This is a genomic window from Cyclobacterium qasimii M12-11B, from assembly GCF_000427295.1.
In the GTDB taxonomy this organism is placed as follows: Bacteria; Bacteroidota; Bacteroidia; order Cytophagales; family Cyclobacteriaceae; genus Cyclobacterium; species Cyclobacterium qasimii.
This window is the reverse complement of record NZ_ATNM01000132.1, coordinates 34,842-56,498: the sequence shown is the minus strand read 5'-3', so window position 1 is coordinate 56,498 and position 21,657 is coordinate 34,842. Positions and strand designations below refer to the sequence as shown.

Sequence of the window (21,657 nt, the reverse complement as noted above, 5' to 3'; positions counted from 1 at the left end):
ACAATAATCCAAACCAAAATCGATAGGCGTTTATCCCACTACCTAATATAGCAGTATCGTTGTGATTTTGTCAGTATTGTTGCGAAAAAAAGGCAATAATACCGCCAAAATCGATTGATGTTTTATTCCGTTTTCCGTGGGTTGACACCACACGGTTATTATTATTGAAGCCCTCCAGGCTTCTTTGGGTTCTTTAAAATGGACTTTACAATCTTGATAAAATCGTGAACATTATTTTCTCGATATTGAATCATTACAATAACCCAAATCAAAATCGATAGACGTTTATCCCACTACCTAATATAGCAGTATCGTTGTGATTTTGTCAGTATTGTTGCGAAAAAAAGCAACAATACCGCCAAAATCAGGTCATTCCTATTGATTTACCAAGGGCTCACACCCTTGGCTAATGTATTTCGCCCTTCCAGGGCTGGCAAAAGAAGGAACGAAGTGGTTCTCCTACTCGCTTAATTGTTGCCAATGTATTAAACTAAAATCATCCATTAAAGACCTAAACCACTTACTCCTACCTGAAAGGATTGGTGCCCCATTCGTATCTTTTTGCCGGATCGAAATCAGGGTTGGGTACGGGGTTTTGGGCATTGGTCGCTACTTGCCATTTTTTCAAGGCCTGCTTCATTTCGGCCAACTTATCAGGATAACTGAATTTCAGATCGGTCATTTCTATGATGTCATATTTCAGGTTGTAAAGGTCAAATTCTCCAGACACCAGGTTTTCGATAATTTTCCAATCTCCTTTTCTCAAAGCAGACATGGGTACCTCATGGTGGTAAACAGGGTAATGGGTAAACACTTCCCTTTCCGGGTCAAAGGTGTTTTCTGTTAAAGGCGAAAGCATTGAAATCCCGTCCAAAACCTGATTTTGGGGCCGCTTTCCTTTGCCCAAATCCAAAAAGGTAGGGTAAAAATCTACGCTGGAGACGATGGCTTCGGAAGTACTGCCTGCTTTTACCTTTTCCGGCCAGCGTACGATTAAAGGCACCCGAACCCCTCCTTCATATAGCGTACCTTTTCCTGCCCTAAAGGGCGCATTGGAGGTGGCAATATAGCGCAAAGGATGATCCTCAGGATAGACATCCTGACTTTCACCACCTAACAAGGGGACATTGTCAAAACGGTTGTCCACTCCCCCATTGTCTGAAAAGAAGATAAATACGGTATTGTCCATCAAGCCCTTTTCCTCCACAGCCGCCATTATGGCGCCTACACTTTCGTCAACATGGGAAATCATGGCGGCATAAACGGCATTGCTTGGATAGTCCGGATCTTTGGGCTTGTTGAGGTATTTGTCGATCAAATCTCTGTCTGCATCCAACTGTACGTGCACATCATAATGGGAGACAAATAGAAAAAATGGCTCGGCTTTATTTTCTTCAATGAAATCAATGCCCATGCTGGTAAGGGTTTCGCTTAGGCGGTCCTCTTGCTTCCCTTTATACTCTGGGACAAACTTCGGGTGATAAAAACCTCCACCTGCATACATATAAGCCTGGTCATATCCCCTGCTATTGGGCAGGTGTTCGGGATTGTTTCCCAAATGCCATTTTCCAAAATAACCGGTTTTGTAACCTGCATCCTGCATGGCGTTTCCAATGGTTGCTATTTTATTGGGCAGGTGCTGTACCTGATGGTGGGGAACAGTCACCTCTTCGTAAGGGCGCCAATGTCCGGAAATAAAATCGAAGATGCCTACTCTTGCGGGGTATTGACCTGCTTGTATGCTGGCCCGGGTAGGAGAACAAACAGGTGCAGCATAGGCATTGTTAAACAACATTCCCTGGCTGACCAATTTGTCTATATTGGGGGTCTCATTAAATTGATTGCCATAGGCTGGCAAATCCCTTCCTCCAAGATCATCTGCCATAATCAACACAATATTGGGTCGGTCCTGGGCGGATAGGGAAAAGGATAAAATCACAAAACACAAGGACAGAATGGGTTTCAAAAGGTTATTCATGGGTCGGGTTTATGGGGCGGTAATTAAGAAAAGTAGCTATAAATAAGGATAAGGATTGATTAATGATAAGCCATTGTATTAGCCCATTACAAAGCTCGCCAGTAGCTTCTGTACTTCATATACATCCACTGACTTATTGAATTTCTTACTTACGGCGGGTTGATGGTCGCTGGAAATCCAGATTTTCAGTTCTGCATCCAAATCAAAGGTGCCTGCGGTCTCAATACTGAACCTTGAAATGCTTTTGTAAGGCAAGGAAAGGTACTCTGATTTCCTTCCGGTAATTCCTTGTTTGTCTACCAGGATCAATCGCTTGCTGGTAAAAATAAAGGTGTCGCGAATCAGTTTAAAGCCCGTTTCGATTTGTTCGTCAGGAATCAATATTTTCCCAAAGTCCTTTAGCAGGGTTTCTTTGTCTACTACTCCTGCATTGCCTAATAATGAATTGAATATCCCCATACAATTGTCTAATTGAGTGTTTGGTTTGCTTGTATTTAGCGGATTAAATTTACTAAATATTGTGGAGAATAAGGTTTTATCGAAAAGATTATCTCTGAACGGTACTGGATAAGGCAGCAGGATTGGCAGTGGCGATTACCTCTCTGAATGCCTCCAACAACCTTGCTCCATTTTCTTGCCCCTATCTCAACTTGATTTTTAGAAGGTTTCTGAAAAAAATCCCCCTTTGTCCCCCTTTAAAGGCGGATTTCGTTACGCTAGGATTAACGGTTACAACAAATTGATATCTAGAATAGATTACAAAAAAAATCCCTCCGTGGTGGCGGAGGGATAAAAGTATTGAAACTTAAAGCCAGTTCATTCCTTATATTTATTTATCTGAAAGCTCTCGTCCATCAAATATCTTATCCAATAGCTCGGTGTTTTTCCCTCCTGCGTAGGAATCGTTTTCCTGAAGAAAATCCAAATACTCATTCAGGTATTTTTGAGAGATCTCTGAGTTGTCACCATATTTCTCTCTTAAGCCATCCAATTTCTCATGCAATTCTGCTTGAATTTCTGCGTAGGCAGGATCATCATAGACGTTTTTCAATTCCATCGGGTCATTGATTCTATCGATCAGCTCCCACTCATCCGCATCAAAATAGTAATGCACCAGTTTGTATTCTTTGGTCACTATGGCGTAGTGACGCTTCACCATGTGCACAGACGGGTATTCGTAATAGTGATAATACACTGCATCACGGGTCCATTCCCCTTCTCCTGTCAATAGTGGTAAGAGACTCTCTCCTTGCATGTCTCCAGGAGCTTCTATCCCTGCTGCTGCCAGAAAAGTCTGGGCATAATCCAGGTTTTGAACCATCTCATCGGATTTAGATCCAGGAGCTATCTTTCCAGGCCAGGCGACTAATAAAGGTGTTTTGAAAGATTCATCATAGATAAAACGCTTGTCAAACCAGCCATGCTCACCAAGATAAAAACCCTGGTCAGAAGTATAAACGATAATGGTGTTTTCCATCAGCTCATTGGCTTCCAAATAGTCCAACACACGGCCTACGTTTTCATCGACCGCTTTGATGGTACCCAAATAATCCTGCATGTAGCGCTGGTACCTCCATTTCATCTTATCTTTGTCAGTCATGTTGGGATAGGCCTTTTTAAAATCTTCGATCATCGGATTGTAAGAAGCATCCCAGACAGCACGCTGCTCAGCATTCATTCGTCCTACTTCTCCATCAAAGGCAGACTTGTCCCAGCTGGAATTGGGTGCTATGCCCAATTCATCCATCACTGCTGGTGGAATTTTGGAATCTCCACCCCAATGCATGTCCGAAAGTAAATTCATTTCGGCTTCATGGGCCGCACGACCTCTACCTGAATAATCATCAAACAGCGTTGGAGGCTCTGGGAAGGACCTTTTCGTAAACTCTTCTACGTGTCTGCCAGCAGGAAGCCATTCTCTGTGAGGGGCTTTGTGCAGGTAGAAAAGTAGGAATGGATCTTCTTTATTTCGCTCATTTTCCAACCAATTCAGGGTCATGTCTGTGATAATATCTGTGACATAGCCTTCAACTTGAATTTTCCCTTCATCCTTGGTGATAAAATCCGGGTTGTAGTATTTACCCTGTCCGGGTAAGATTTTAAACTGGTCAAAACCTTTGGGGTTATTTCCAAAATGCAGCTTGCCAAACATGGCCGTCTGGTAGCCTTCCTCTTGAAAAATCTGCGGGAAAGTCACATTGGTGGTGTCAAAAGGAAAATGGTTATCTACCTTTCCATTGATATGACTGTGCTTTCCTGTTAAAATTGTAGCTCTAGAAGGGGCACAGATTGAGTTTGTCACCGAGGCATTGGTGAAAAGCATGCCCATTTTCGCAATTCTATCGATATTAGGGGTTTCGAGCAAAGTGTTGTCATAGGCAGAAATGGCCTGATAGGCATGATCATCTGACATGATAAATACTATGTTTGGTCGATCAGAGGTGCTTTGCTCTTCCGACGTTTGACCACAGCCTGTTAGGCCGAGAAACAAAAGCAACCCTGCTATTATAGAAGTATATTTTTCCATTAAGTATGTGTTTTATTGTTATGATCGGGAAAATTAGGGCTTTGGGGTAATAATTAAAAATATTTTCTCAAATTAACCCTGATTATGTCATTTTGGATAGTCCATTTTATTGATTTCCGTAAGGGGGATAAAATTAGTAAGTATACCGCATCCGCTAAATCTAAACGTAACAAAATCCCCCTTTAAGAGAAAGGGGGAGTTCGTAATTGCAGGATTAACGATTCCGAACCTGATTTTGCATCTAGTTTGTCCATTTCATAAACATCTAATCAGCATAAAATTCGTAATCCTACTTATCCCCCATTTAAGCCTTATTATAATTTATCCGGATCAACAGGCTTTAAAATAAATTCTACCTTTCAAATACTGGACGAATGAAATTAAAAAGCGTCATCTACAAGGGAATAAAATTCCTCGTAGATGACGCTTGATTCTGTTGGAAAAGCCTTTAGGCTGCTCCAATTATTATTTTTTAAATCTTTCCGGAATGATGAATTCATAACCTTTAGGAGGCCATGGTCCAATGCTTTGTCCTTCAGGACGAGGGGCCGTAGGTCGTATAGGTTCAAAACCCGCTGCTGAATATTTAATATTCAAGAAAGGTGTTTCAATTTTTTTACCATCTACCAAAGACCTGATACCCATGTCTGAAATACCACTGGTAAGCAATGTTCGCTCCACTGGAGCTGTAGGCTTGCCTGTGACAATGAACTTCTGAATATTAAGTGTCAGGTAACTAAAATGAGAATAGCTCATGCTATGGTCCAGCACAAATTCCGTAGCCACCTGGCCCTGAGCGGTGTTGGCAGCATAGGCCCAACCCTGATTGACATAACCTGTGAGCATCACAATCGCTCCTTTGGTACCATCTGTATATTCAACGATAATGGCATTTGGATCTTTCACCAAATCCCGCATATTCCCTTCTTTTCTGCCTTGAATTTTACTGCAAGCAGCTTCCACCAATTCCAGGTTGATGCGACCATCATCCATTGCTTTCCATACATCGGCTCCACTGAGTCCTAGCACACTAGAGACACCAGTTTCCCCTCCTTCTCTTCTTTCCACCATGCATTGCAGAATCTCTGCCACATGGAAACCATATGCATCCAGAGATGCGTATCCTATCCCGACTGCTTCAGAAATCTTAACTCCTAAAGGATGCTCCAAAGGCTTATCCCTCCAGCAAAAAGGCAGAGAAGACCCTGCCATCATTGGCGCATTCAGTTCCTTAGACCTGTCATATACCCATTTACTATCCAACCAACTGTAAGACAAATGCTTGTCACTGAACAAAGGAACCGATTTGTTAGAAGCATCAAATACTCTGAAAATTTGTTCCAGGTAATTCATTCTCGGGTACATTTTTATGCCATAGCGACTTTTATCATAGTCCCCATGTTCCCCTACATAAATTACGGCATCCACGGCCAGCTTGTCTCCACCAAGCGTCAATGCTCCAGCTATTGTGTCGTACATTGTTGCACCATTCATGCCGGCAATTTGTACACCGGTATCATTGTCGCCAATTTGGTCAATCCAAACCGACACAATCTTTACCTGAGGAGCTACCATGCCATCATCTGTAGGTATTCCTACAAAAAGCTTGGTGGCAATTACATCTGCATGTGCACTGTTTCGGTACGTGTTAGCAATTAGCGCGACGGTCTTTTGAGCAGAAGCAGGTTTGTCACTGTTGAGGTTTATGACTTTTGCCATTGCTTTTGCCTCTGACTCCCAGAACATGCCCGACAAATTAATTGCCGTAGCTGCCAAAGCTGACTTTTTGATAAAACTTCTCCGTGGATTTTTTTTCTCGTTATTCATGATTATTGCCAATAGTGGTTGTACCCAAATGCTCCGACAGCTACTCTTTATGCAGTAAAAACACGCACAATGAATCCTATTGAAGCATTCGGGTTAAAGAGTTAATGTATTTTTCAAGGTGGGGACAGTTGGGCTTCAAATTTCCTGGGAAACCCGAACTGATTCATCCTATCCTTTTTATGTTTTTAGCTAAGTAATAAAATGGCATTGCGCTTACAAGTAAAGCAAGTCATTTTCAAGCCTGTATTTTACCAGCCAACTGCATAGCCATTTCTTCTTGGGTCAGCACCGCCCATGATCCAGCCTGTTTTTCTATCCACGGAAACACCTTGTGCTCCTCCTACTGTCATGGACCAATCGCCAAGACTTGTATCCAATAGATAGCCCATTTGCCTTAAACTTTTGAGTACCTCATTGTCTACTCGCGTTTCTATTATAATTTCTTTGGCTGGAACAGATCCCAGTTCGTCTTTCCAACGGAACCTAGGTGCACTAATGGCATCTTGAATGTTCATGCCAAAATCAACATAATTCATGGCCACCTGAGGTACAGACTGCAAAATTCCAAAACTACCTGGTGAGCCTACGACCATTTCAGGTTTGCCATCTTTGTGAAATTGCATCATACCTCCAACACACCAACCTACGGCTTTCCATGGTTCAACACTGTTGGCCAATCCAGGTGTTTTCTCCATCCAATCAATGGCACTATTGAAAATCAATCCGGTTTTTCCAGCAACATAACCTGAACCAAAACCTCCACCGTGAGTTTGAATGATCACCACTGCATTTCCCCACTGATCCATTGCTGAAAGACTGGTAGTCGCATACTGGTATTTTGGATCCATTTTATCTTTCAAATTACCCAACAACTCTAGTTCAGCCTCTGTGAAATCACTTTTATGTGCAATTTTACGGTTTTTCACCCTTTCTACCACTTTCTTGCGTTGACCATCAAGGTAACTGTCTGAAAGCAACATGTCCACTGGTACATCTACATAGTCTGGATCACCGATATACTTGTCGGTATCTATTCTACTAAAATAAATGGCTTCCATTAAATGGGCAAGGTATTCAGTGCTATTGTGCCCCATAGCATTCACATCAAAACCTTCCATGATTTTCAGTGTTTGTAACTGCTGAATCCCCATTCCTGGAGGAGGATTATTGTAAACTTTGTATCCTCTATAGTCAATTGAAATAGGCTCAGTCCATTGAACTCGGCCTGGCACCATTGCCAAATCTTCTACGGTAATAAAACCGCCATCTTTTTTAAAGGCTGCTGCAATTTGCTGTGCAATGTCTCCTTGGTAAAACACTTCAATTCCTTCATCAGCGATTCGATTCATGGTTCTTGCCAATGGCTTATTGGTGAAAATATCACCTATTTCGTAAGGATTTTCTCCGTCCTTAAACAAAATGGCCACTGACTCCTTGTGAGGCTTTACCCTTTCTACCGTTCCTTTCCACATGGCCTCATCAAACTCAGTGATGGGTATTCCATTTTCTAAATACTCAATGGTGGGCGCAAATACTTCCTTGAGAGACATGGTCCCATAATCCTCCAATGCCCTGTTCCAACCAGCAAGGTTACCAGGAATGGCAACAATTCTAGGTCCTACCGTTTCTATGGCACCATGGCCTGCACCATCTGCAGCTTTGGCTTCACCCTTTAAAGATTGAGATTTAAAAGATTTGGGAACCCAACCTCCAAAGACAAGGGATCTTACCTTGTCATCTTTGGCAGAATAAAAAAGCATGTACCCTACACCGGCTGTACCAGACATATAAGGTTCTACTGCATTTAAAGAAGCTGCTGCTGCCACTATGGCATCAATTGCATTGCCTCCATTAGCTAGCATTTTTTGCCCAGCAAGACTGGCCAATGGGTTGGCTGAAGCAACCATCCCTTGTTTCCCGATTGCAGCTGGACGAAGATTGTCTTTGGCTACCTGAGCGAAAGTGTTTGCGATAGTGGTGATCATTATCACTCCTACCAATGCACACTTAAAAGCGAAGTGTTTTTTATAGTTGGTTTTCATACTTTATTCATTTACTTTTTTAATGGCTCTGAATGTTCAAGTCCGATAATAGACAACTGAAAACCAAAGCTTTATTTAAAATAACATGCCCTATCAAGATTAATTTGACACGTTGTTATTGACATTAGATTTGTCTAGAATAGGTTCTGATGGGATTTCCGAAGTTGATCCTGTTGGCTTTTCCCCATTCCAATAGGAAGCCAAAACCGAAGAAGTAAATCCCATCAATGGACCACACACAGCGGAAGCCAAACCAACAGTAGCAATTTTGCCCATTTCTTTAGCAATCCCTGAAACCAGCCCAGCGTTTTGCATGCCTGTTGTAAGGGAGATGGTTCTACAATGTTGCTCTTCCAATTTGAATAATCTTGCCATCCAATAAGCGGAATAATACCCTGCAAGATTTAACACCAACACCATCAATACCAACATCATGCCCATATTCAGCAAGCTTTCTCTTCCAGCTGCCATAATGATGGCCACTATTAAAGCAATGCCTACCATAGAGACAATTGGCATGGAAGCATCTAGCCACTTGGCCTTCCCATGCAGGAATTTATTAAAAATAAGGCCTGCCCCGATAGGTATAAGCACCATTTTCACAATTCCCCACATCATGCCCAATACATCTATAGGAATAAACCCTCCAGCATAAAATTTCATCAATACAGGGATAAACAATGGCGCCAAAAGGGTCGTTACCGACACAATCGTAATACAAAGCGCTACATTTGCTTTGGCAAGGTAGGCCATAACGGGAGAAGCCACAGAGACGGGGGCACAACCCAATAATATAAGACCAGCTGATATTTCCGGAGAAAAACCACTTACAGAAGCCAGCCCAAAGGCTATCAATGGCATCAATAAAAACTGGGCAACTACGCCTACAATCACTGATTTGGGAGATTTTCCTAAGGCAATAAAATCTTTAACCCCCATAGAAGTCCCCATCCCAAACATGATTATTTGGATCAACGGAGTGATCAATCCTGCCAATTCATACCCCTGAAATTCAAGAAAATAATCAGGGAAATTTAAAGCAGTGGTTACTACCGACAGTATAATTAATGTAAACGACAGGCCTTTTGTTGCTTGAAAGGCCCTAACCCCAATGGCTGAAGTCAAAAAAAACGCCATCAGAACCGGGCCTAGGTAGCTTGTATTCTGCGTAAATAGCAACACCAATACTGCAATTAAAAGCAATATGGCACTTGCTATTATGATTTTATAAATCCCATGTATTTTCAAAGCAAATGGTATTATAAATGTTAGGTGATATATTAAATCTTATTTTTTATTCTTCTTTCAATTCTACTATCATTTCAATTTCCACAGGGATGCCAAAAGGTAAAGAACCCATACCTACAGCGGAACGCGCATGTTTACCACTCTCGCCGAATACTTCAACCATAAAATCAGAGAATCCATGCATAACTATTGGCTGCTGCTCAAAAGTAGGCACACAATTCACCATTCCAAGCACTTTTACGATTCTTTTTACTCGATTAAGGGAACCAATTGTGTGTTTAAGGGATGTCAAAAGTGAAATACCCGTCAACCTGGCAGCGGCTGCCCCCTCTTCTACAGTCAGCTCTGAACCAACTTTGCCTTTCATGTATTCGCCATTTTCCTGCATTGGACCATGTCCGGAAAGGAAAACAAGGTTTCCGACCTGAACTGCCAGTACAAAATTGGCTGTTGGCTCACCAGGGGTTTTAAGGACGATTCCCATTTCTTTTAATTTGGCTTCGGGATCGTTACCTGAATTTTGTGCAAAAGTGAATTGTAGCTGGCCTAACAACAAAAATGTCGTCAGCAATAGTATTTGGTGAATTTTAATTGTCATAACCTATGTAAATTTAAAATATATGGTAATAAAAGACCTTCAAATATGCGAATCTAAATTTTAATTGGGCACTTATTGTTGATTTTGACTGGCCATTTTTGATGAATGGTACAATTCTAACATAAATCAGGGTATTTGAGAACCCAAAGCCCCTGCACTGGTATTTTAGTAAATAATCCATTCCCCGAATTGACTTCAGAGAATGGATTAGCAAATTAGTGGTTATTCGTAAATCGTTGTGTGCTTATTCATTGCATTAAAAACCTGGAACGATTGGTAATAAAATATGGCTTGGCTTTGGCCCCCCATGATGGATCGTTTGTTGCGCAATCCTTGTCTCAGCACTAGTACCCAGTGGCGCTCCTGTATTAGGATTCCGATCAAATTGCGGGAAATTACTTGAGGTAATGTCCACTCTTATTCGGTGACCCGGAAGAAATACGTTGGCTGTTCCTGTAAGGGTGATTTCATATTCATAAACCTTGTTGGGTTTCAAAAGCTCTAATTTATCGGTTCCATTTCTGAATTTAGCTCTCAATATCCCTTCAGATATTGGGTAAGCACTTCCATCAGGATAAACATCTACCAGTTTTATCATCCAATCCGTATCAAGTCCATCTGTCGCTGCAAACAATTTCATGGAAACTGGTCCTGCAATGCTTACAGGTGCTGTTAAAAACTCAGAAGTATAAACCAATATATCGTTTCTTCTCTCAAGGGTTCTCTGGTCTTTAGGTCCAGATTGAGTGGGTGTACCACAGCAATTGTTTCCTCCATAAGTTGGAACAGGAACTTCTGGATCATAAATATAATTGTCTTCGGCAGCTTTGCCTGGTTTTTCAAAACTCAATTTCCCGCCACCTCTTACTGAATTGGCTGGCGCATCGCCACCAAGGTACAATTCTTTGTAAACTGTTCCAGGAATAGGCCAATCATCTTCATGACGCCATTTGTTTTCGCCCATATAGTATATTTGAACTGGCTTTTCTTTGTCCAAACCATTTTGAATTCCTTTTAGGTAAAAGTCATAATACCTCAATTCATTCTCAAATAGATCTACATAAGCATCCTCAGTGAATTTCATGTCCCCAAAAGAGGTAGATGGACCATGACCCCAGGGACCTATAAGTAATTTGGTGCCTTTTCTGGCCTCAGCAGTTCCTCCGTGATTTTTCATGCCAACATATCCGTTGATGGTACCCATAACGAAGATATCAAACCATCCTCCTGTATTGTAAGCAGGAACGGTGATCTTACTAAAACGCTCTTCATCACTTACAGATTTCCAATACTCGTCATATGACTCGTGGGTCACCCAATCCCTATAAAAGGGTACTGCCTTACCTGCGCTTACCAAATCACCATCCATAAGAGGCAAATGATACAATATGTTTTCATATTTTAGCTCCTCAGGAGTATAAGCAGCGGTATGCCAATTTTGAGGCAACATGATTTTGTTTGGCATTCTAACAACTCCCCAACCATAGTTAAAGCTTAGTCTAAAAGCTCCTCCCATGGTAATCCAGTTGGCATATACATTTGTAGACGCTACAGAAGGGAAAATCGCTTTCAAGCTTGGTGGTGTTTGACTGGCTGCTGCCCATTGGTTATGTCCCAAATAGCTACCACCTTGCGTGGCCACTTGTCCATTGGAGCATTCCAATTTTGCTGCCCACTCTATGGTGTCAAAACCGTCATTTGCTTCATCTCTAAATGGATCCCAAACCCCTTCACTTTCATATCTCCCTCTAACATCCTGTACAATGCCTACATACCCTCTTTGTGCAAATTTGATCATGCGCTCATGATGCACACCGTCTCGCTGCACACCATAAGGTGTACGTGTCAAAATAACAGGATATTTACCATCCTTCGCAGGGCGGTATATGTCGGCATAGAGGATCACTCCATCCCTCATTTTTACTGGTTGATGTCTTTCAATCCTGATCTCGTTAAGTATTGGATCAGGTTCAGAATTTCCTTTTACCATCCCTATGGATACTATCCATAAGAAGATCATAAGCCACTGGGATTTCCCGAAAAGCTTACTAATAAAAATATTCATGCTAATTGTTAGTTCTGTTTTCTTCATGCTTGATTTGATCGGATTATTTTATTGATATTCAACCCGAATTTAAGAAATGTCCGGACTATTTCTTGCATTTATGTTAAAATATAAGCCTAAGTTCGACTAAAAAACAGTCGAACTCAGGTTATATACCATATTCTAAACGAGACAAGCTAATTTATCTTGGGAATTTAGGATCCCACCAAACGGTACTTGTCAATAGGTTGCCAACTCCCTGTCGGTTATACGCCTCCATGAAATTATCCTCATTAAGGTTCAATTCAGTATCAGGAATAATAAGCCTTCTAGGGATGGTTCCACCCGTAATATTTCCAGGATAGTTCGTAGGTGTTAAAGTTGGATAATCTGTTCTTCTCCAGTTGGCAAAGATCTCATAATTGTCAAGAAATAAAGACACCCACTTTTGAGTGCTAATTTGCTCAAGTTTTTCCTCAAACGAACCCTCTACCATAAATGGATTTCTTGCAATATAAGCCTCAATTTTCTCAGTTGAAATGATTCCCTCATCTCCAAATAGCGCCCATTGTCTCATTCCAGCTCTAACTGCATCTTCATAGGCTGCTTTTGCACTTCCAGTGTACCATCCTCTTATTGCAGCTTCAGCAAGCAATAAGTTGGTTTCAGCATTTGTCATCGTCAATACTGGGCTGGCATAACTCAAAACTGTGTTTGGATGTGGCTCAGAATAGGTATGGAAATCTTCAGGCTCACCGAATAAAGCACCATTTTTCATTCCTCTCTGAATGTTTGTAGCCGTATCATATACATAACCGTCTCCATCAGGATTGTCTATCCAAACTACTGAAATAACATTCAACCTAGGGTCTCCAGTCATTTTTAAATGTTCGATAAAGGTCTCAGCATATTTACCGCCTTGCGTGTTACTAACGCCAGCTTGAGGATTTTGGTAATCTTGAACCAAAAGATTGGCTGCTTTAGGGTTTCTACTATCTGCAATTTGTCCATCCAAATAGTTCACCTTGGCTATGTCTTCATCGTTTATGATTACACCACCTGCAATTGCTTTTTTTGCCCAGGCTTCTGCCACATCAGGACGAACTTCAGTCAAGCGCATGCTCAATCGTAGCATAAGCGAATTGGCTAACTTTTTCCATTTTTCTGTATCCCCTCCATAAAATAAATCTGAAGGACCAAATGTAGGTAGTGAGGGGTTGAATGCAGCTGCAGCTTGTTCCAGTTCATTCAGCATGTCTTCATAAATTGCCTCCTGAGTATCATACTTAGGCTGTAAATTACCCTCTGAACTTTTCAAGGCCTCAAAGTAAGGCACATCTCCATGAACATCTGTAACGATATGAAACATGTAGACTTTCCAAATTCTTGCAGCGGAAAGCATATTGATAGAATTGGGATCATCCTTTACAACATTGATCACTCGCTCATTGTCAGCTAGGGCAGTATTGTAAACGGCCCAGTGGCTTCTTGCCGCACTTTCATTGAAATATTTATCGCCCGTTCCTCTAACTTCTGAGTGGGTAGAAAATTGTTGCATTGCCTGAGCAAAGATGAAATGTTGTCCATCAGCCCCATTGGTGAAGTTAAATGCCACACCATCTAGCATTGAATTGGAGAAGAGAAATTCTGGAATCACCTCTTCATAAGCATTGGGATTTTTATTCAAGTCACTCAGACTATCTGTAAAATCATTACAGGAGGTCATGACCACCACTGCCATGGCTAGACCTATTTTATATATATTTGAATACTTTTTCATAATATCATATTGGTTAAGAAATAAATTGGTAAGATTCAGGATTTTCCTCATTAAAATCCTATCCTTAAATTAAAACCTATCTCTCTAGTCCTTGGAAGCATTACCCCTGAAAAATTCTGGGAATTGCTATTAGGATCAGATGCTTGCTCTGGGTCGAAATGATCAGAGTTTCTGTAAAGGATGGCAAGGTTTCTAGCAACCAAAGATATTTGTGCTGTCGTTAAATTAACGAAATTCAACTTTTCTACAGGAATATTATAATTAAGCACAACACTTCTTAATTTCACAAAACTACCATCGATCATGAAGTTTGTAGCATACTGTCCATCATTGTTATAATAAGTAGACATAAAGCTAGAAGGCCAATCCTTGCTAAAGGCATCTCCATTTTCATCTACTCCTTCAACCGTCAATCCGTTGTCTCTGCCTGGTAAAGTTTCCTTTAGCAAACCAAATCTCCACATGTATTGCTTGGCCTGGGAGAAGAATTGATTGCCAAATTTGGCATCAATAAGTGCATTAAGTGAAAAGTTCTTGTAAGTAAAGGTATTTTCAAATCCCATAGTATAAGGAGGAACACCTATTCCAAGTGGCATGGTTGGTCCTAGCATCGCATACCCACTTAAACTGTTATATACCCTAATCCCATCCTCAGAATACTCATAACTTCTTCCGAAACGTGTACTAGAATCTTTACCTAACAAACTACTGTTTCCGGTAGCCTGACCTGGGGCTAGCGTAAGTACCCTGTTTTTATTGTAGGCAAAGTTATAACTAACATTCCAAGAGAAAACAGATGTTCTTATCGGATTACCTGTTAAAAGTAACTCTATACCTTTATTACTTATTTCGCCTACGTTCAACAAGGTAGATGTCGCTCCTGAAGAAGGTGCAATAGAAGTAGAAACAATGTCATCCTGGTTGATCTTGCTATAAAGAGTGAAGTCTATACCAAACCTATTGTCAAAGAACTGAGCATCAAAGCCAATTTCAGTAGTGGTAGAAGTCAAAGGTCTCAATTCAGGATTAGAAATAGCTGAACTGGATGTTTGAACTGGCACTCCCAAATGTCCTCCAAGACGGAAGCCATACAACTGATTAATCGCATAGGCATCCACAGTGGCAGAACCTACCTGAGCCCAGGACCCTCTCAACTTGGCAAAGCTAATTACATCAGGAAGATCAAAGGCATTGGATAATATCATACTACCACCAATTGATGGATAAAAGATTTTATTATTACCAGGATTCAAAGTAGAAAACTGATCCTGTCTAGCTGTAACGCTTAAATAATAAGTTTCTTTAAAGTTAAAATCCAGAGAACTAAATACTGAATTAGTACCTGTTCTATAGAAACCTTTAGACGGCGCCAGGATATTTAAGTTAACAGGGCTGATCCACTCAGGAATAATGTATTCCGAACCTATAAGGTTAGAGACATCTAGAATATCTCTCTCTAAATTACCACCAACCATTGCTGTTAGGTTAATACCATTACCAAAGGTGGTATTGTAATTGGCAATAAGACGTCCATTAGATCGAGTGCGAAGTTCTTCTTGAGAACGATAAGTACCTAGAGGCCTGAATGCAGTACCTACAGGATAGTAATCTTCTTCTCTCCAGCTACTGAAATCACGCATAAAATCTGCCTTGATAAATAAATTAGGCAAAAGGTCATAAGTTAAACTTCCTTGAGCGATTACCCTATCTTTAACATCCTGGTTGCCCATTCTGTCTCTGGCAAAGTAAGGGTTTGTGGCCTGATTAACATGTTGCCATTCTACTTCCTGACCAGTTTCAGGATTGTATCCCGGAGCCAGGTCAGTAATGTCCACTGTATTGGCAAGCAAATAAACGCCCCATGCAGAATTCGTTCCAACGTATCCTACGCCTGGACGATTATTCCCTATTTCATAGTTGTATTGAATTTGTGTATCAAAACTCAACTTATCACTCATGAAAGCTTTCAAGTTAACATTTGCTGTTTGTCTGTCATAAGTAGATCCATCTACGATTGCACCAGACTGCAAATCTGAAGCTGACACCCTATAGAGTACAGACTCATTTCCACCTGAAAAAGAAACTGTATTGACAATGTTGGTACTGTTTCTGTAAAAGGCTTTGATGTTATCTTTGATTGAAACCCCTGAATAAGGACGTTCTACACCGTCAAACTGAATAGAAGGCTGGCCATCCATAGGTTCGCCATAAGACAAACGTCCTGTACTGATCGCTTCACCCTGACTTTGAGGACGAACTCCCTGACTACCCTGACCGTATTCGTATTGATACTCTGGGAAAATATTAATGGTACCTAAAGTAAAATTGGAATTAAGCTCAATACCAATACCCTTTTGTTGTCTTGAACCTTTTTTGGTTGTTATCAGGATTACACCATTTGCAGCCTGACTTCCGTACAATGCTGCTGCAGCACCACCTTTTAGTACACTTATAGATTCGATATCATCAGGATTAATACTTGAAATACCATCTCCCAAATCAGTAGTAGCACCATTGGCCTGATCAAGAACAGTAGAAGGCCTGTTTGAAATAGGCATACCATTGATTACATATAACGGTTGATTGTTACCATTCAAAGAGCCATTACCCCTTATGACAACACGGCTGGAACTACCCGGACCACTCGCCATACTCGTAGCATTAACTCCAGCTATCTTTCCTGTTAAAGAGTTTGCTAAGTTTGTTTCTCTGGATTTGGTAAACTCTTCACCTTTTACTTCTGTAACTGAATAAACCAGCGATTCTTTTTCCTTTCCAATCCAAATGCAGTAACCACGACTTCTCCAAGTGCTTGTGATTCATCTACCATGGTCACATCTATTATACTCCGACCTGCAATAGGTATTTCTTGGGAAGTAAAACCAATAAATGAGAAAATTAGTGTTCCGTTAGTATTTGGAGCAGTGATCACAAATTTTCCATCCATATCAGTAACCGTTCCGATATTGGTTCCTTTGAGAAGTACGTTTACCCCTGGTAAGGTTTCTCCATTTTTTGAAGAAACGGTTCCTGTGATTCTCTCCTCTTCGACTTTCGCTACTTTAGAAGCTTCTTTCTTCCCCACTTGATGTGATTTGGTGTAAGGAATAGCTATTGGAACAGCATCACTATTGGCGGCTCTTTTCTCTTCCTTATCAGTGATCACATAGAAACCTTTGTCTAACTTGTGATAGCTCAGGTTACTTTTGGATGTCAACTTAGTAAGGTGTTCTTCTACGGATTTTGTCCTATCAGAAACCTCATAAGCAATTTTTGTATGTACCAAATCACTGTTACAAACTATAGAAACCTCATACATAGGTTCCAGTTTTTTTATCAAAGTCTTCAAATTATTAATTTCGACTTTTTTCTTGACATACCCGGTCTGTCGGTCATCGCCCAGCGCAAGTTCCTGGGCTTGAATATTCATTATTCCAATCATAAAGAGGAGTAATGAAAATTTAATTTTGTTAAGTTTTTTCATACTAGGAGTTGTTAGGTTGTTAGTTATAGATATAAGCCATATTCAAGTAATCAGTTAAAACAATCGCCTGATTATGACCATTTTTGGTTAAAGCTAATTTACAATTCCATCAGCACTTATATGATTAGTACCTTTAGTGGTGGCGGAAGAGGTCACGTGGTTATATGCCTTTTTAGTGGTTAGATAAATTCAATATTATATCGACCAATTACTGTCCTTCACAATCCTACTTTAGTGTATCAGTAATTCACTGAAAACACTCCCTATTCTATTTTATGGTTACTATTTTTCCTTCAATTAAAATTTGATTTCCGAGACTTCTTTCCAGCCCTTTAAGTAATAATGAGATATCATTACTGGGGGCAGATCCGTACACTCGTTTTTCCAGTAAACTTTTATCTTCAATCTTTACTGTAAGCCCGTAAGTGGACTCTAAAATGGATTTGATTTCAAGAAGCGACGTATCATCAAAGATTAGGCGGTTATTTCTCCAAGAAGTATAGACCATCGGATCAACTTCCTTTTTAGTCAAAACCTGGTCATCATGGATATACTCTACCATTTCTCCAGGTGCCATTTGCAAGCGTTCTTCTTTGGTTTCATTTTGCAGATTGAGTATCACTTTCCCTGAGGAAAGCACCACCTTGGTTTTACCTTCTCGGTTAAGGACATTGAATTCGGTCCCTATCACTTCCACATTAAAATCAGAAGTCGCATGAACTACGAATTTCTGCTGCGCTCCCAGGTGTTTTACTGTAAAGTAAGCTTCCCCTTCTAACCATACGTCACGAACTTCTCCACTTTCCCAAGCCTTGGAATGAATCAAAGAAGAATTGCCATTAAGCTTTACCTCTGAACCATCAGGAAGGGTGACATTTCTGGTTTCTCCAAAAGCAGTGGTATGGGTAATGGTATTGTTATTAAAAGCGAAATAATAAATACCACTCATTACTATTAGCCCAATAAACACAGCGGCCCATTTCATCCATATTCTTGAAGAATCAGACTTTACTTGAGTGTTGTGTGCCCTAAAACTATTCGGGGCAGGTTCTTCTTTTTCTTCATTGATCGAATTCTGAATTCGCTTAAAAATCAATTCTTTTCGAATATCTTCGGGACTTGTTTTTTTAAAATCTATAGACGAGGCCAAAGCTTTTGCTTGCTTTACCTGTTGCTTTCTTTTTGGATCCTCCTCTTGCCATCCTTCCCAAAACCTGTCCGTTTCTTCAGTAGGGTTTTTTATCCAATCCAGGAAAGAAACATTTGACAATAAATTATAAACAGAATGAATATCCGATTTCATTTACATTAATTTATGGAAAAAAGGATGGGAAATCCCTTCACTATTCCGGTGTATATTTATTAAGGGGTGGGTAGGTTGAAAATTACCTCAAAAATTTCAGGAAATTTTAAAAAAATATTTAATCGCTTAAAAATTAACTAATTAAATTTAATCACTTATATAATATAGGTGCATTGTAATCAACAACAATAGTATATTTTCTAAGTTGTCTTTCATGACAGCGAGAGCCCGATAGACAAGTGTATAGGTAGATTTTTGGCTTATTTCTAGCAATTTTGCAATCTCACTAAATGCCATTCCATCATAAAACCTCAACACGATCACTTCTTTTTGTCTCCGCGAAAGCTGATTAATGGCCTTTAGGATACTTTCTTTTTGTAATGCAGATGTTTCTCCTGCTATTAAACCAAATTCATGGGACAATACTATTTCAAAATCATGGTCTTCAAATGCTTCTTTAAGGGGTAGCTTTCTCTTTTTCTCAAGATTTTTGATTATTTTCCTTTTAAGACCTTTGAACAAATAGTATTTAACAGATTCGGCTTGTGCTATTGATTCTCTTTTTTTCCATAATTCAACAAAGAGATCATGGATACTGTCTTCAATTAACTCCTTGTCAGAAGTAATTATTTCGCCATAGTTAAATAAGGCAACAATGTAGCGTTTATAAATAGCTGAAAAAGCCACTTCATTCCCAGCCTTGAATTGCTTCCAGAGCACTGTATCATCATTGCCATTTTGGACATTCTTAGAAGAATTCTTTCCTGCTTCCACGGTTTTTCCTCCACGGCTAAGTGTAAATTGAAGGTCTCTTTTTTTTTCACTGGATAGCCCCATAATAATTATAACTCAATCACTTTACAGAAATAGAATGGCGTTTATAGTTTTAAATCGAATTTTGCACTGTCCATTCCATTTTATTCTAAACCCACTATAAGATCAGTCCACCCTTGTTATTTTGGACATTTCAATAGCACCGTTCTACCCCTATATCAAATGCCCCTGATTTATTGTGTAATTTCATCACCCTTTTGCAAAGACTAATGCATTTTCCGGGTTTAATTATTTTTAGTTCGATTGAATTTGGGCATTGAAAACTGAACTAGAAATAGGCGACATCTAATCAATTTCAAGTTGAAAACACATTTAATTTGTTCACCAGAAACTTCTTAAATAAACTGAAGCGCAATAATTCCACCCTCCACTCTCATCCTGTTTTCTAAGCAATCAAACAAAAGGAAATCTAAGACATTATTCAGCAACTTCGCTACGTTAGGAGCCCGCTATTTCCGCCTTAAATTTGCCCAACTTACAAGCATATTAAAATTTAGTGCCTTATTCTGTCAAATAAAAATTTTGCGGCTGATATTTTCGTATTCTAAGGATAATTGGACTGAATAAGGGGCTGGGTGGAAAAGCCTAATAACAAAATGTAACCTGCACCATAAATGCCTTAAAACTTAATTGAAACAAATAGAAATTACGTAACTAGTGATAAAGTATGCATAAAAAATAACTTAAATTTACACAATTACAGCCATTACCTAAATAATCGTTATTATTTAAGCCTAAAATCAAGAAACAAACAAAACTACAGAATTGTATTTTATCCTGTAAATTTCTCATTGTTATGCGCTAATATTTAATCAAACCTTCATGTAACCCCCTCCCTAATCTGACGATTTTCTTAAATATATTCTACCGTTCTGTACATTTCACATTTCATATTTATTAAAAAAACAGCATATTATGGGACAGTTTTATAAAAAGTTAAATGTTACGTCAGACTATAACCATAAAAGATATTGCCAGGGAATTGAACATATCAGTCTCTACGGTTTCAAGGGCTTTGCGCGACACATTTGATGTGAGCCCAGAGACTAAACACCTGGTGCTTGAAAAAGCCAAAGAACTAAAATACAAACCCAATTTTAATGCAAGAGGCTTGTCTCAGGGAAGGACAAATAATATTGGCATAATTTTACCCTTTATTACCAATTATTATTTTTCAACCGTTATTACTGGAATTCAGAAAATTGCCTATGAATTCAATTATAATATTATTCTTTACCTGACCAATGATTCAGAGGAAAGGGAAAGTCTTATCATGAGTAACCTCACCCTTTCGGGACTTGATGGAATCCTTATTTCCACCTGTGCCAGTAATTACGACCATATTCATGAGGTAATAGACAAAGGAATCCCTGTGGTGTTCTTTGACAGAACCAATAATTTAGATGCTTCCAAAGTGGTGCAAGACGATTACAATGGCGCTTTTGAGGCCACTGCTCATCTTATCTCACAAGGCTTTATGAACATCGCGCACATCACGGGGCCAAAAGACCAGATGTTTACCCAAAATCGACTAAATGGTTACCTTAATGCATTGGAACATCACCGAATCCCGATAAGAAAAGAATTGATTATCCACAACGGATTTTCTCAGGAATGTGGCGCTGATGATCTCAAAAATCTAATGGAGGAAACGAATAAACCTGACGCCATATTTGCTGTAAATGATAGAAAAGCCATTGGCGCTATGGTTCAACTTAAAAAACTGAACATTCAGATAGGCAGGGATTTTGGAGTAGTAGGCTTTACGAATGACCCTATTTGCACCCTTATTACCCCCACACTTACCACCGTCTCGGAGTCTGCTTTTGATATCGGCAGGATCGCATGCGAGTTATTGCTGAAGCACATTCAAAAAGACAACCTGCCTTCAACGGAGGAGATTCTTCCCGGCGAATTAATCATTCGAGAATCCAGTATTCGATCCACCGGGGATTTGCAATAGTCCCCCTTTAAGTAAAAAAAACACTGAAA

The 21,657-nt window shown here is 39.9% G+C and carries 14 protein-coding genes; 1 reads left to right on the top strand and 13 read right to left on the bottom strand.

Annotation, left to right across the window (positions count from 1 at the left end; genetic code table 11):
* Positions 1-526 precede the first annotated feature (526 nt).
* From ADICYQ_RS15760 to ADICYQ_RS15705, 13 genes are all read right to left on the bottom strand, one after another.
* A complete protein-coding gene (locus ADICYQ_RS15760) occupies positions 527-1,978 on the bottom strand; it encodes a sulfatase (RefSeq protein WP_020893006.1) in 1,452 nt (483 codons plus the stop codon).
* Positions 1,979-2,056: 78 nt separating this feature from the next.
* Positions 2,057-2,437 (bottom strand): PH domain-containing protein, encoded by a 381-nt coding sequence (locus ADICYQ_RS15755; protein WP_020893005.1) that lies wholly within the window; start codon positions 2,435-2,437, stop codon positions 2,057-2,059.
* Between the two features lie 370 nt (positions 2,438-2,807).
* Positions 2,808-4,505, bottom strand: coding sequence for a sulfatase family protein (locus ADICYQ_RS15750; protein WP_020893003.1), 1,698 nt, complete (start codon positions 4,503-4,505; stop codon positions 2,808-2,810).
* Between the two features lie 465 nt (positions 4,506-4,970).
* A complete protein-coding gene (locus tag ADICYQ_RS15745) occupies positions 4,971-6,332 on the bottom strand; it encodes a hypothetical protein (protein ID WP_020893002.1) in 1,362 nt (453 codons plus the stop codon).
* 248 nt (positions 6,333-6,580) lie between these two features.
* Positions 6,581-8,374, bottom strand: coding sequence for a gamma-glutamyltransferase (ggt, locus tag ADICYQ_RS15740; protein ID WP_020893001.1), 1,794 nt, complete (start codon positions 8,372-8,374; stop codon positions 6,581-6,583).
* Between the two features lie 99 nt (positions 8,375-8,473).
* Positions 8,474-9,622, bottom strand: coding sequence for a bile acid:sodium symporter family protein (locus ADICYQ_RS15735; RefSeq protein WP_020893000.1), 1,149 nt, complete (start codon positions 9,620-9,622; stop codon positions 8,474-8,476).
* A 46-nt stretch (positions 9,623-9,668) separates the two neighbouring features.
* Entirely contained in the window at positions 9,669-10,220 is a 552-nt protein-coding gene (locus tag ADICYQ_RS15730; protein ID WP_020892999.1) for a RidA family protein, read from the bottom strand.
* 256 nt (positions 10,221-10,476) lie between these two features.
* On the bottom strand, positions 10,477-12,312 hold the full coding sequence (locus tag ADICYQ_RS15725; RefSeq protein ID WP_051160245.1) for a CocE/NonD family hydrolase: 1,836 nt from the start codon (positions 12,310-12,312) through the stop codon (positions 10,477-10,479).
* Between the two features lie 154 nt (positions 12,313-12,466).
* Positions 12,467-14,044, bottom strand: coding sequence for a SusD/RagB family nutrient-binding outer membrane lipoprotein (locus ADICYQ_RS15720; RefSeq protein ID WP_040416645.1), 1,578 nt, complete (start codon positions 14,042-14,044; stop codon positions 12,467-12,469).
* A gap of 50 nt (positions 14,045-14,094) precedes the next feature.
* Positions 14,095-16,803: a SusC/RagA family TonB-linked outer membrane protein gene (locus ADICYQ_RS15715; RefSeq protein ID WP_235114732.1), complete on the bottom strand. Its 2,709-nt coding sequence runs from the start codon at positions 16,801-16,803 to the stop codon at positions 14,095-14,097.
* Positions 16,779-17,528 carry a carboxypeptidase-like regulatory domain-containing protein gene (locus ADICYQ_RS26150; RefSeq protein ID WP_051160243.1) on the bottom strand — a complete coding sequence of 250 codons (750 nt, stop codon included), beginning with the start codon at positions 17,526-17,528 and terminating at the stop codon, positions 16,779-16,781. The genes ADICYQ_RS15715 and ADICYQ_RS26150 overlap by 25 nt, the downstream gene beginning before the upstream one ends.
* Before the next feature lie 268 nt (positions 17,529-17,796).
* A complete protein-coding gene (locus tag ADICYQ_RS15710; protein ID WP_020892994.1) occupies positions 17,797-18,831 on the bottom strand; it encodes a FecR family protein in 1,035 nt (344 codons plus the stop codon).
* Between the two features lie 147 nt (positions 18,832-18,978).
* On the bottom strand, positions 18,979-19,668 hold the full coding sequence (locus tag ADICYQ_RS15705) for an RNA polymerase sigma factor (protein WP_020892993.1): 690 nt from the start codon (positions 19,666-19,668) through the stop codon (positions 18,979-18,981).
* Positions 19,669-20,605: 937 nt separating this feature from the next.
* On the opposite strand from ADICYQ_RS15705, the gene ADICYQ_RS15700 reads away from it, so the two are divergent.
* Complete coding sequence (locus ADICYQ_RS15700; RefSeq protein WP_020892992.1) at positions 20,606-21,628, top strand: LacI family DNA-binding transcriptional regulator; 1,023 nt, start codon at positions 20,606-20,608, stop codon at positions 21,626-21,628.
* Positions 21,629-21,657: the final 29 nt, after the last annotated feature.